Below are 13,559 nucleotides of genomic sequence, written 5' to 3' on the forward strand. Positions count from 1 at the left end.
AGCGGCTGTGGATGTATACCATATAAATTTAGTACTATTCGGGTGCAGACAAGAAAAAGCCGCATCGCCTGTCTGGTTGGGTAGACAGGCGATGCGGCTTTGGGGGCAAGAAGGTATGGGCCAGTCTGCCGTGAATGCAGACCAGAGACGACTAATCCTTGGTCAAGACGCCATCGACATTCCGCCAGATGCCGAGCGGATTGCCGTTTTGTAAGGCGGGCGGCAGGAGCGCATCCGGGAAACTCTGGTACGAGACCGGACGGACCCAGCGCAGAATGGCCGCGGTGCCCACCGACGTTGTACGACTGTCGCTGGTGGCCGGAAAGGGGCCGCCGTGCGTCATGGCCTCGCAGACCTCTACGCCGGTGGGGAATCCACCAAACAGCACCCGACCCGCCTTCGCCTGTAACCGGCCAATCCAGTCGTACGCCGATTGCTGTAACTCGTCGGGCGTAGCGTAGAGGGTTGCTGTCAGCTGCCCTTCCAGCGAATCGATGCAGTCGGCCAGTTCATCTTCGGTCCGGCAGATAACTACCAGCGAGCTGGGCCCGAAAATCTCGTGGCTCAGGTCCGTATTCGACATGAACAGGGGAGCGGTTGTGGTCAGTACCGTAGGCCGGCCTTCGGTGCGGCTCTCATCGGCATCCGTTTCCGCTTCGGCCAGCAGGTGAACGCCGGGCAAGACCCGAATTTGCTGAACCCCTTTCTGATAGGCCTGCTGAATACCGGCGTTGAGCATGGTTGCGGGCGCGGTAGCCCGTATTTTGTCGGCTACGGTTTCCAGAAACGCGTTGGTCAGGCTCTCCCCGCCGTCGAGCATAAAGACCAGACCCGGATTGGTGCAAAACTGACCAACGCCCAGGGTAACGGAGGCTGCCAGCCCGGCTGCTACCTTCGCAGGATCCTCAGCAATGGAGCCCGGCAGAACGATCAGCGGGTTGACCGCGCTCATTTCGGCATAGACCGGAATGGGTTCGGGGCGCTCCTGAGCTACCCGCAGGAGTGCTAGACCGCCCCGGCGCGACCCGGTGAAGCCAACGGCTTTTAGGGCAGGATGAGCAACCAGGCGCTGGGCTACTTCGTTGTCGGCATGGAGCAGCGAGAACACCCCGTCGGGCATACCGGTTTTCTGAGCCGCCAGCGCAATAGCCGCGCCCACCATAGAGGAGGTACCCGGATGTGACGGGTGGGCTTTGCAGACAACCGGACAGCCAGCCGCCAGGGCCGATGCGGTATCGCCCCCGGCCACCGAGAACGCCAGCGGGAAATTACTCGCGCCAAATACAACCACCGGTCCGAGCGGCACCAGCATCCGGCGCAGGTCGGGCCGGGGAAGGGGTTGCCGGTCGGGAAGAGCCGGATTGATGCGGGCGTCGACCCAGGAGCCTTCCCGAAGCAGGTTGGCGAAAAGCCGGAGCTGGCCGGTGGTACGGCCGCGCTCGCCTGCAATCCGGCCGGTGGGCAGGCCGCTTTCCAGTACTGCCCGTTCAATCAGGACATCGCCCAGGTTTTCGATTTCGGCTGCGATGGCGTCGAGGAAATCGGCCCGCTGCTGCGGACTGAGTTTCTGGTAGGGCGCAAAAGCGGCCTGTGCTTTCTGAACGGCGATGTCGGCCTGCTCAGCGGTCACGTTTGTGAATGCGTCTGGTAAGAGGTCGCCCTGGGCCGGGGCATAGGCCTGGAATGAATCCCCTTCGCCAATGACGGATTCGTGGCCAATGAGGTTAGTGGTAAGCGGTTGAGCTATCATGGATTGGTTGTATCTGATTCGGGTGAACCGGCTGGCTGGGCTACCGGTCATTCAATATGATCAGGCCAGTGGTCCGACGCGCTCCAGCAGGGCTTTGGATTTGCGGATGCCTTCGTACTCGTCGAGGGTTGACCCTTCGTACTCAATACCCACAATACCCCGGAAACCGCTGTCTTTGACGATCTTCATCATCCGGGCAAAATCGACCAGAGTGTCGTTACCCTGGGCATCGAAGTCGTGGGTCTTGGCCGATACGCCTTTTGCAAACGGCATCATCTCTTTGGTTCCTTTGTAGCGGTCATACTCTTCAACACAGGCACCCCCCCATTCGGTGCCGTTATCGGCCCGGCGCAGGCAGAAATTGCCAAAATCGGGCAGCGTACCGACGTTTTTCATGTTGACCTGCTTCATAACGGTGGTCAGCCAGTCGCCGTTAGAGGAGTGGCCGCCGTGATTCTCGACAATGACGTTGATGTTCATGGTTTTGGCAAACTCGCCCAGCTTACCCAGTCCATCGACCGCGCTCTTCATCACATCGGCCGCCGATCCAATGCCGTGGGCGTTGACCCGGATGGTCTTACAGCCGAGGTATTTGGCGCATTCGACCCATTTTTTGTGGTTGTCGACCGCCGTTTGCCGCTTCGTGGCATCGAGATCGCCCAGTCCACCCTCACCGTCGATCATGATGAGGTGGTTGCTGACACCGTTGTCTTTGCAGCGCGTCAGCAGATCGTTGAGATACGTTTTGTCCTGCGCTTTGTCTTTAAAGAACTGGTTAACGTACTCAACGATACTGATATCGAATTCTTTACGGGCAATAGCCGGAAAATCGAGGTTGGTAATTTTCTTGGCGAATAGGGTTTTATGCAGCGACCACTCGGCCAGCGAGATCTCGAAGAACATCTTTTTCTTCATAGGGCCAGCAACGAGTTCGGGCAGAAAAGCTATTCCGGCTGCGAATCCGGCGGCTTGCTGAATAAATTGACGGCGATTGGTAGTCATAACGGGCCAGGTTTGGAGATTAGCGTTTGAAGTCTGTAGTTCGTAGTTTACAGGACCAGGTTCGGCCGCTAAACTACAAACTTCAAACGTCAAACTACGAACAATATACCCATCTATGCTTTCCTTCGAGACGATTGCCGAGGCCCACGACCGCATCAGACCTTATATTCACCGCACGCCGGTACTGACCAACCGGACCATTAATGAACGGGCCGGCGCCGACCTGTATTTCAAGTGCGAGAACTTTCAGAAAATAGGTGCTTTCAAGGCGCGTGGGGGCACAAACGCGGTGCTTCAGGTAGCTCAGAACCGCGAAGGCACCGCCATCACCACTCATTCGTCGGGCAACCATGCCCAGGCTGTTGCCTATGCGGCCCGACAGGTCGGTCTGCCTGCCTACATCGTGATGCCGCGTAGCGCTCCGCAGGTCAAAAAAGACGCAGTCCGGGGCTATGGCGCCGAGGTGATCGAGTGCGAGCCAACGCTCGATGCCCGCGAGCAGGGCGTTCGGGATATTATAGCCCGTACTGGTGCCGTACTGGTGCATCCGTTCGACGACGATCGGGTTATTGCCGGGCAGGCCACGGCGGCCAAAGAACTGATCGAAGATGCGGGGCAGATCACTCCGTTTCAAGTGATTATGGCGCCGGTGGGCGGGGGCGGGTTGCTGAGCGGCACGGCCCTGACCACGCATTACCTGTCTCCGGGCAGCCGCGTTGTGGCAGGAGAGCCGGCGGGCGCTGCCGATGCGGTGCTGTCGTTTCAGTCCGGAAAGGTCGAGAAGGCTCCGTTTATCGATACCATTGCCGATGGGTTGCTGACCAGCCTGAGCGAGCAGACGCTATCTATTATACGTGCGCATGTATCGGAGATTCTGACCGTGTCTGATGCGGAGATCGTGGCGGCAATGCGGCTGGTCTGGGAGCGGATGAAAATCATCATCGAGCCCTCGTGTGCGGTGCCGCTGGCAGTCGTGCTAAAACACCCCGATCGGTTTGCGGGCCAGAAAATTGGCATCATCCTGACCGGTGGTAATGTAGATCTGGGTAAACTGCCTTTCTGATGCTTACAATTCAGCCCATAACCTACGAGCAGACCTACCCGCTTCGCCACGAAGTACTCTGGCCCGACAAACCCGTCGAGTACGTTCAGATCGATAACGATGCTGACGGCTACCATTACGGGGCCTTTCTGGCCGATGAGCTGGTCGCGGTTATTTCGTTGTTTATCGAACCCGGCGAGGGCGGTCCCGTTCGGGCCCGGTTCCGCAAATTTGCAACCCGGCCCGACCGCCAGCGGCAGGGAATTGGCACCCAGCTGATGAACCACGTCATCGCCGAAGCCCGGCGCCTGGGAGCAGAAACCCTCTGGTGCGACGCGCGACTCGACGCGGCCGATTTTTACCAGCGTTTTGGTATGGAACCATACGGCGAAGGTTTTTACAAGGGGGCAATTCCGTACAACAAGTTTTCGCTGTCGCTGTACCCGTCGCTCAACCTCTAAAACCGGAACCGGGTGGGTTATCGGCCGGGTAGTCTGGGATGCCCGGCCTAAAGTGCGGGTAAAAATACAGAATCCGTAACCGGGCCGCTGTATTAATGGTTATTGTAGAATGAGTCGGGTAGCAGACATGCCGGTAACTGATCGCCTGCGGGCTCAGGTTAGTTGATACTATGCTGTCACCTGGCTCGTCATCCGTTAATACGTCTTGCTCAACAATGAAAACAACACCCATTTTGATGCTGGGGTTAGCCTCGGCTCTGCTGGCCTGTGGTCAGAAAAAAGAAGAAAATGCGGCTGCCGGAGCCGATACGGTGTCCACAGCCAGCACGGACCTGAAACTTCCGGCGCCCTATGCCACCAAATCAGCGGCTCATTTCAGCAATGTGGTTGGCTGGTCGGAAGGCCAGATGCCCAAAGCCCCCGCTGGCTTCACCGTATCCGAATATGCCCGGGATTTCGACAGTCCGCGCTGGATCTATGTAGCTCCCAACGGCGACATCTTTGTTGCCGAGTCGAAAACCGAGCGCAAGGGAATCAAAACAAAAGTTGTAAACGCCGTTTCGGGGAAAAACAAGTCCGAGCCCGGTGGAGAAAGCCCCAACCGAATCACGATTCTGCGCGATACCAATAAAGATGGCAAGCCAGACCTTCGTCAGGCCTTTGTGACGGGTCTTAACCAGCCTTTTGGTATGCTGGTGCTGGGCGATAAATTCTACGTAGCCAATACCGATGGGCTGCTGATGTTCCCCTACAAGACCGGCCAAACTACCCTGACCGGTCAGGGCAAAAAAATACTGGAGCTACCCGCCGGCGGTTATAACAACCACTGGACGCGCAATCTGCTGGCCAGCCCCGATGGCAAGAAGATTTACATATCCGTCGGATCGGGTAGTAACGTAGGCGAAAACGGCATGGAGCATGAAGTTCGGCGGGCTAATATTCTGGAGATCAACCCGGATGGTTCAGGAGAGCGTATCTACGCCAGCGGACTGCGGAACCCGGTTGGTATGGACTGGCAGCCGGGTAACGGTAGTCCGGTGCTGTTTACGGCTGTCAACGAGCGCGACGAACTGGGCGACGATCTGGTGCCTGATTACCTGACAAGCGTAAAAGCCGGTGCTTTCTACGGCTGGCCCTACAGCTACTTTGGCGCTAACGAAGATCCCCGCCGGAAAGGCGAACGGCCCGACCTCGTTGAAAAAACGGTTGTTCCCGATGTACCACTGGGCTCGCACACCGCTTCGCTGGGACTGGCATTCTATGACCAGAAAGCCTTCCCGGAACGCTATCACAACGGCGCTTTCATTGGGCAGCATGGCTCCTGGAACCGCTCGGAGTTTTCGGGTTACAAGGTTGTGTTCGTTCCCTTCGAAAATGGGAAGCCAGGTAAGCCCGAAGATTTTCTGACGGGTTTCGTAGCTGGTAAAGACAAAGATGTCTATGGCCGTCCGGTTGGGGTTAGTGTACTACCCGATGGGTCGATGCTCGTTGCCGACGATGCCGCCGGCCGCATCTGGCGGGTAGCTGCCGGCCAGTAGGTACTGGCTCATCTACTGGCTCATCAGGCAAACAGACCGGCCTGCCGACAGTAAGTATGTCGGCAGGCCGGTCTGTTTGTGGGGTATGTCAAAGCTGATAGAACAGGCGGAGCCGCGCGCCGAAGGAGGGTTCGCTGGCCCAGTTCATCGTAGCCTGCAGTGGTTTGGTTAACAACAGCCCCCCCTGCGCTACCCAGTGGCCCTGCTGCCATTCGACGGTGGCGCTGGCTGTGTAGGAACTGATCAGATCGACGGGTAATTTTTTGGTGAACTCCACGGACTCGAAGCCATTGTAGCCCCCAAACATGGGTTTCGGATAACTAAACGAGACATGAGCTGTACTCGTCAGATTCAGATAGGTACCCAGCGCAGGGGTCAGCGATAGGTGCTGGTTCAGCGGCACCCTATAGCCAATTTGTAGCGGAATCTGATACCGGGTGGTTTTCAGACTGATGCTATAGATCTCACGTTTAGGGTCAAAACCCGGCGGGGGCGCGTACTCGTACCGGAAGTTACGGCGCGTCCGGTACTTGAAATCCTCATCGTTGGCATAAGAACCTACTTTGTAGGTAGACTGCGCCAGACCAAGGCTCAGGGTCCAGCGATTGGCGAAAACAAACTCCGACACGGCCCCCAGACTGAAGAGTTGCGGCTGAAGATCCATCCCCACACCCAGCCGAACGTTGACTGCTATCGGATCGATGTGCTGGCTCTCCGGCGCCTGAGCCACTGCCGGTGCCGCTGGCTGGGTTACGGCCGAACGCGTGCGTTTGAGCCGACGGCTGAGGAGCCCGTTCCAGTCGACCGGTTTCAGCGCAAAGGGGCGGGTGTTAACCGGCTGGTAGGCGGTCTCGACGGGAGCCGCCGGATTCTCTGCGGCCGGCTGGGCCGTGGCTAATGACCCGCCTGGTTCAGCTGCGTTTGTAGGCGCCACCCCGGTCGCGCCCGCTAGGTCGGTCCGGCTGCCTTCGGAGCCGTCGGCTGAAGAAATAGGGTTTCGGACTGGCGACGACGAGTTTGCCGACGGACGGGCCGAATCGTGATCCTGCCGGTTTTTACGTTTGGTGGTCAATAGGGTACGTGTAGACGTTGGGTCATACGAGGGTAGGTTAGATTGGTCGTTGGTTGACTGGGTCGGCTGGTGGCCGGCTATCTCCTGCCGGGTAAGCGGGTTAGCAGACGGTGACTCGGGGGGCAGCGAAGGCGTCGATTGGGGCCGCGATCGGTCGGTGCCGGTATACCGCTCCGTACCCGCCTGGCTTCGGCTGGCGGGCAGTTCGGTACCTGGCTGGGCTGGCACCGGTACGTAACGGGTAATGTATACGGTGTCGATCCGGGAGGGAATTGATGTGAGGGCAGACTCATTTTTCGATACAGTGGGGTGGGCCGACTGGGATTGCGATGCAGTAGGGGGAGCCGCTAGTTTATCTACAGGCAGGCCCGAGCCGGGTTGCGGTTGCCGGACAGTGGATGATGGCGATTGGCGCAGTTGCGAAACCGCCTGCCGAAGCTGATTGATTTCAGCATGTTGCCAGACACTCAGGGCCAGTAATACGATGGAGCTGATGCTGGCCGCGGCTACCAGCCAGGGACGGGCATACCAGCCCGCACCATGCAGGGGCTGAACGGTGCCGGAACCGTCCGGGTCCGACAATCCGGCCTGCTGCAGCGATGCCTGCATGCGCTGCCAGTCTTTATCTTGAAACTCCGGACGAATACTTTCCAGTTTTCGCCGGATCAGTTCGGTGAATCGGTCAGTTCTCATGAGATCGTATAAGGAGCCTGCGGATTGTTTTTTTCATGGAATGGATAAGCCTGCCGGATCATGTCCTGCAGTTTGTACCGGGCGCGGGCAAAATTGGAGCGCACCGTAGCTTCATTCTGGTTCAGTATGCCGGCTATTTCGTGCAGGCTATATCCATCTACTACGTGCATCATAAACACGGTTCGGTGGGTAGGGGTTAGTTGTTGAACCAGGGCCAGAATCTCGTCGGCTGCCATCTGATCGACCACATCGTCGTCGAAGGCTACCTGTTCGCTGGTTTCGAGGGATGCATGCTGGTCAAAACGCTGATTTTTGCGGTAATGGCTGATGGCCGTATTGACCATGATTGTACGAAGCCAGGCTTTGAAGGGCAGCGTCTCGTCGAAATTATCGAGGTGTTGAAAGGCCTTCAGAAAGCCTTCATTCAGCACATCTTCAGCTTCTTCCGTACTGGAGGTGTAGCGCAGGCAGATACTTTTGGCGTAGCCGAAGAACTGTTTAAAGAGCGTCCGCTGCGCCCGTGGATCTTTGGCGCGACAGGCCCGAATGACGCTCAGCAGGTCATTATCGGAGAACGAGGACGATTTTCTGAAGAACAAAGTCAAACCAGGTTATCGTGGACGCAAGGGGGATATCATCAGCAATACGCACCTGGTCGGCGAAGCGTTGCACCGCACTGGATTTTTGTCTTTTTTTTAACCGGATGCCACGTTTTATCCGCTGATTACGTACGGGCGGGTAACGAAATTACTTACTTTGTTATTGTGCGCTAATGAATGTGTTGGTGATTGGTGATGAACACACCTACGGCTACGGACTGCGTTCGGGACAGCTCAGCTACGTAAACCAGTTTATTCGGTTGATGGGGCGCTTGGGTAAAGGCGACTCTATATCGGTGGAGGCCTACGCGCATCTTACCATGCCCAGACTGCTGAATGCACTGAGCCAACTGCCACTCGGTCGGTATGACCTGATCATACTCCAGCTCGACGAATCGATGCGCCGGGCCGTTGTCGACGAGCCGAGTGAAGCGGGGCCGGCGACCTCCTGTCTGCCAACCTTATACCCGCCTGCTTCCCAAAAGCGGTCGCGCTGGAAGAGTGAGCTTCGGACAGTGGGCAGTAACCTGCTGTCCGACGGGCTGAATTGGTTACGTCGCAGACCGACGGGTCTTTCCAGGTTGCTGGCGTTGCTGAAGCCTTACCGGCATACGGTTGTTTTACTGACGCCTTTTCCGCACCAGAAGGGGCTTGTTAACTGGGGGCGCCAGCGGCTACGATACCGGATGGTTGAACAGGCCAGCCGGGCTGCGTTCAGCCTGTTTGATACAAGTCAGGTTTTAGGAACAGGAGAGGAATACTTCCTGACCGATGACCCGGAACACCTGAACGCGGTCAGCCACGAACTGCTGGGCCAGGCCCTGTTCGATTTTTACCAGTCGGCCCCGGCTATCGTTACCATCCAGACGTTTCGGCGTAATAAACAGTGATTAGGTAAACAGGTATACAAGCAACGGCGCCGGACTGTGGAGTCCGGCGCCGTTGTCTGTACAGAAAGAAGGTATTAGAGACGTACGGTCATTTCTTCCGGCTTCGTCGTATCGCCCGTTGGGCGACCTTCGGGCTGGGGCAGCGGCCGCTTTTCGCCGTCGGCACCCGCTCCGTCTTTTCGGCGTGAGAGATAGGTATAAATAACCGGTACGACATAGAGGGTCAGCACCAGCGAGAACAACAGACCACCCACAATAACGATCCCGAGCGGCACCCGGCTTTTGGATGCGGAGCCGAGCGCCAGCGCAAGCGGTAAGGCGCCAAACGCAGCTACGAGGGTTGTCATCAGAATAGGGCGAAGACGCATGGCCGCTGATTCTGTGGCAGCCTCAAACTTGTTTTTGCCGACTAGTCGCTGTTCGTTCGCGAACTCAACGATCAGGATACCGTTCTTGGTAACCAGACCCACCAGCATAATGATCCCAATCTGGCTGAAGATATTCAGCGTCTGGTTAAACATCCAGAGGGAGAACACGGCTCCGGCCAGCGCCAGCGGCACGGTGATCATGATGATAAACGGATCGACGAACGAGTCGAACTGGGCAGCCAGTACCAGATACACCAGTACCAGCGCGAGGGCAAAGGCGAAAAGGGTGTTGGAAGAGCTTTCGGCATAATCGCGCGAAGGGCCTGACAGGGCCGTCTGGAAGCTCTCGTCGAGGGTGCGGGCCGCAATGGCCTGCATGGCTGCTACGCCATCACCAACGGTTTTGCCGGGGGCAAGGCCGGCCGACACGGTCGCCGATTTAAAGCGGTTGTAGTGGTACACCTGCGGGGGGCTACTGACTTCCTGGAACCGGACGAGGTTATCGAGCTGAATCAACTCCCCCTGATTGGTACGAACATAGAACGAAGCCAGATCGACCGGGGCGTCGCGGTCAGCGCGGTCAACCTGTCCGATCACCTGGTACTGCTTTCCATTCATGAGGAAGTAGGCCAGACGCCGGTTACTGAGCGCCAGCTGAAGTGTAGAAGCGACATCCTGAACGGATACACCCAGGTTGGTGGCCTTCTCGCGGTCGATACTAATGTTTAGCTCGGGTTTGTTGAACTTCAGATCGACGTCGGAGTTCTGGAACGTTGGGTCTTTCTGCACCTCATCGAGGAACTTGGGCAGCTTCTCGCGCAGTTTTTCAAAGTTTAGATTCTGAATAACGAACTGCACCGGTAAGCCGCCACCCCGGCCTACCTGAATCGTCTGATCCTGGGTAGCAAAGATGCGGGCCTCGCTAAACCGTTTGGTTCCTTTGTTGAGGAAATCGACAATTTCCTGCTGGGAGCGTTTCCGCTCGGTAGGGTCGACCATGTTTACCATCACAAACGAGCTGTTAACGGCACCGGCACCCGAAAAACCAGGAGCCACCACGCTAAAAGCCAGCTTTGTTTCCGGGACCGAATCCAGCACGAACTGCATAATCCGGTCGGTAGTGTTGGCCTGAGCCTCGAAACTGGTTCCCTCGGGTGAGGTAATCGACAACCGCGTGCGGCTCCGGTCTTCCAGCGGAGCCAGCTCTGAATTCAGGAGGGAGCCCAGTCCGAATATGAGCAGCAGGCAGGCACCAATCATGACGAAAGCCCAGCCCCGCTTGCCCATAAACGTCGTCAGTGAGCTGCGGTACGACTGATCGAGCCACTGGAAGAAAGGTTCTGTTTTCTTGTAAAACCAGGAGCCCTTGCCGTGATTCTTGCTGGTCAGTTTTACACTGAGAACGGGGGTGAGAGTCAGCGAGACGAAGGCCGAAATCAGAACGGCGCCCGCTACGACAATGCCGAATTCGCGGAAAAGCCGACCCACGAACCCTTCCAGGAAAATAATGGGCAGGAATACAATGGCCAGCGTAATCGACGTTGCCAGTACGGCGAAGAAGATCTCGTTGGACCCTTCTTTGGCGGCCTGCTTGGTCTCCATACCATCTTCAATCTTCTTGAAGATGTTCTCCGTAACAACGATACCGTCATCCACCACCAGACCGGTGGCCAGTACAATGGCCAGCAACGTCAGTACATTAATACTGAAGTCGGCCATGTACATGATGAAGAAAGCCCCGATCAGCGATACCGGTATGTCGATCAGCGGACGGAACGCAATCAGCCAGTCACGGAAGAAGAAGTAGATGACCAGGACGACCAGGACGAACGAGATCAGGAGAGTTTCGCCTACTTCTTCGATGGCGCGCCGGATAAACGTGGACCGGTCGATACCCAGACTTACGATAATGTCGTCGGGCAGGTCTTTCTTGATCTGGTCGAACCGCTTGTAAAACTCATCCGCAATGCTGACGTAGTTAGCCCCCGGCTGCGGAATCAACACGAGAATAACTCCGACAGCGCCGTTCTGCTTCGAGCTGGTTTCTTCGTTCTCGGCCCCGAGTGTGGCGTAACCTACGTCTTTGAAGCGAATGATCTGGTTGCTGGTCTGCCGAAGGATGAGGTTATTGAAATCATCTTCGGAGACAAGGCGTCCCACTGCTTTTACGGTTAGTTCGGTGCTGTTGCCATATACTTTACCGCTGGGTAGCTCAACGTTCTGCGCGTTCAGGGCGGTCTGTATATCCTGAGTGGTCAGTCGGTAGGCCGACAGTTTGATAGGGTCGATCCAGAGCCGCATCGCCTGGCGCTTGAGACCGTAGATGTTGGCCTGGCTTACACCGGGAATAGTCTGAAGCCGCTCCTGGAGTACGTTTTCGGCGTAGTCGGACAGCTGCGTCGGGTTGCGCGTTGTGCTCTGCACCGTCATGAAAATAATCGGGTCGGAGTTGGCGTCGGCCTTGGTTACGACCGGGGGAGCATCGATATCCTGAGGGAGCTGCCGCTGTGCCTGGGCCACTTTGTCGCGTACGTCATTGGCGGCCTGCTCCAGATTGGCGTCCAGGTTGAACTCGACGGTAATGGTGCTGGCGCCCAGGGCGGAGTTCGACGAGATTGTCCGTATGCCTTCGATGCTGTTCAGCGACTTCTCGATCGGCTCGGTAATCTGCGACTCGATGATGTCGGGATTGGCGCCGGTGTAGTTGGTCCGCACCGAAATAACGGGCGGGTCAATGGCCGGATATTCCCGAACGCCGAGAAACGTAAAGCCAATGATGCCGAACAGCACGATGACGATCGACATCACCATGGCGAAAACGGGCCGGTTCAGACTAAGTTCAGGAAGACTCATTGTTGGTTGAGATTATGGTTTTGGTCTTCTGGATTCGAATTGGGTACCATGGGGTTACGTTCTGGTTTGGCTGCCTGTCAGGTTTCAGGCTAGCAACAGATTGCCCCGTACTGAAACATCGGCTGGTTTACCGCGTGGCTACTTTCGGGTCGGTACTGGCGCTTTTGGCCGAATTCATGTTGGGCAGGGTAATGACGCGGCCGATTTTAACCGGCGTATCCTGCTTCAAAAACAACAAGCCGGTTGTGGCTACCGTATCGCCCGCCGACAGACCCGACAGAATCTGGATGGCCCCGGCCGTGCGTAATCCGGTCGTGACATCCTTAAACTGGGCTTTCCCGTCTTTCACAACCACAACCTGGTTGGTTCGCGTCTGGGGGATAATGGCCTGCGTTGGTACGACCAGACTTTTCTCGTTTTGAATGGTTAAGGTAACCCGGGCAAACGTTCCTGGCCGGTATGTCATCGACCCGTTGCTCACTCTGGCCCGGATACGCAGGTTACGGGTTTGTTCTTCCACCCCGGGCTCAATGGCATATACGATACCCTGGCTGGGTTGTCTGGCTCCGTCTACTAAAAACGAAATAGAGCTGCCAACCCGTACAGCAGATCCATATTTTTCAGGAATTGAAAAGTCAAGTTTCAGCGATGATACCTGCTGGAGACGGGCAATAAGGGTATTAGGCGTAACGACCGCGCCGGGACTGACGTTACGAAGGCCGATTACGCCCGAAAAAGGAGCGCGAATTTCGGTCCGCTGCAGGTTTGCTTTGACCAGTTCGATATCGGCCAGCGATGACCGTAGGTTGGTCGTTACGATGTCGTACTCCTGCTGGCTAATGCCGCCCCGGTCCAGTAATTGCTTATTTCGTTCTTCAGTACGTCGGGCGTTATCAGCCTGAGCCTGTAGCTTCTGCAGCTGGGCACGCAGGTCTGCGTCGAACAATTTAACCAGTAAGGCACCCTTGGCTACGGGCTGACCTTCGCGGATGTTGAGCTGGGTAATACGGGCCGACAGTTCGGGGTAGATGTCTACCTGTTCGGCAGCGAGCAACGATCCACTCGATACCACATCTTCGCGCAGGTTCTGGGCAACAACAATGAATCCATTTACGGCGGGGGTGGGGCCTCGTCCGGGACCGCCCGGGCCGCCTTTGCCGCCATCTTTTCCGCCACCACCTGGCCCCCCCGACGTGGCTCCGGGAGCCGGGTGTAATACCTTGTTATACACGATAATCCCGCCGAGTACCAGGACGACGAGGCCGATAGCAATCCATCTTTTCACAGGCTA

10 protein-coding genes are annotated in these 13,559 nt (G+C 56.9%); 4 read left to right on the top strand and 6 right to left on the bottom strand.

Translation table 11 applies throughout. The annotated features are described in order from the left end of the window. Positions 1-151: 151 nt before the first annotated feature. Together FBR45_RS20120 and FBR45_RS20125 are read right to left on the bottom strand one after the other, a co-directional pair. Positions 152-1,750, bottom strand: a complete 1,599-nt coding sequence (locus tag FBR45_RS20120) for an aldehyde dehydrogenase (NADP(+)) (protein ID WP_138505642.1) — start codon at positions 1,748-1,750, stop codon at positions 152-154. Positions 1,751-1,810: 60 nt separating this feature from the next. Next, positions 1,811-2,752, bottom strand: a complete 942-nt coding sequence (locus FBR45_RS20125; protein ID WP_138505644.1) for a sugar phosphate isomerase/epimerase family protein — start codon at positions 2,750-2,752, stop codon at positions 1,811-1,813. A 115-nt stretch (positions 2,753-2,867) separates the two neighbouring features. Here FBR45_RS20125 and FBR45_RS20130 point away from each other — a divergent pair, with 115 nt between their 5' ends. The 3 genes from FBR45_RS20130 to FBR45_RS20140 all read left to right on the top strand — a co-directional run bounded on the left by FBR45_RS20130 (position 2,868) and on the right by FBR45_RS20140 (position 5,793). Beyond that, positions 2,868-3,815 carry a threonine ammonia-lyase gene (locus FBR45_RS20130; RefSeq protein WP_138505646.1) on the top strand — a complete coding sequence of 316 codons (948 nt, stop codon included), beginning with the start codon at positions 2,868-2,870 and terminating at the stop codon, positions 3,813-3,815. Beyond that, complete coding sequence (locus tag FBR45_RS20135; protein ID WP_138505648.1) at positions 3,815-4,255, top strand: GNAT family N-acetyltransferase; 441 nt, start codon at positions 3,815-3,817, stop codon at positions 4,253-4,255. Before FBR45_RS20130 ends, FBR45_RS20135 begins: the two co-directional genes overlap by 1 nt. 215 nt (positions 4,256-4,470) lie before the next feature. Beyond that, entirely contained in the window at positions 4,471-5,793 is a 1,323-nt protein-coding gene (locus tag FBR45_RS20140; protein ID WP_138505650.1) for a PQQ-dependent sugar dehydrogenase, read from the top strand. Between the two features lie 88 nt (positions 5,794-5,881). Here FBR45_RS20140 and FBR45_RS20145 read toward each other — a convergent pair whose 3' ends face one another. Beyond that, complete coding sequence (locus FBR45_RS20145; protein ID WP_138505652.1) at positions 5,882-7,558, bottom strand: hypothetical protein; 1,677 nt, start codon at positions 7,556-7,558, stop codon at positions 5,882-5,884. Beyond that, entirely contained in the window at positions 7,555-8,157 is a 603-nt protein-coding gene (locus FBR45_RS20150; protein WP_138505654.1) for an RNA polymerase sigma factor, read from the bottom strand. Before FBR45_RS20150 ends, FBR45_RS20145 begins: the two co-directional genes overlap by 4 nt. Before the next feature lie 173 nt (positions 8,158-8,330). Between FBR45_RS20150 and FBR45_RS20155 the strand changes: the two genes are divergently transcribed. Further along, on the top strand, positions 8,331-9,047 hold the full coding sequence (locus FBR45_RS20155; RefSeq protein WP_138505656.1) for an SGNH/GDSL hydrolase family protein: 717 nt from the start codon (positions 8,331-8,333) through the stop codon (positions 9,045-9,047). A gap of 74 nt (positions 9,048-9,121) precedes the next feature. Here FBR45_RS20155 and FBR45_RS20160 read toward each other — a convergent pair whose 3' ends face one another. After that, complete coding sequence (locus FBR45_RS20160) at positions 9,122-12,268, bottom strand: efflux RND transporter permease subunit (protein ID WP_138505658.1); 3,147 nt, start codon at positions 12,266-12,268, stop codon at positions 9,122-9,124. Between the two features lie 127 nt (positions 12,269-12,395). Next, complete coding sequence (locus FBR45_RS20165) at positions 12,396-13,553, bottom strand: efflux RND transporter periplasmic adaptor subunit (protein WP_138505660.1); 1,158 nt, start codon at positions 13,551-13,553, stop codon at positions 12,396-12,398. Between the last annotated feature and the right edge of the window lie 6 nt (positions 13,554-13,559).

Origin of the sequence: Spirosoma lacussanchae (genome assembly GCF_005870035.1) — a bacterium.
Lineage (GTDB): Bacteria > Bacteroidota > Bacteroidia > Cytophagales > Spirosomataceae > Spirosoma > Spirosoma lacussanchae.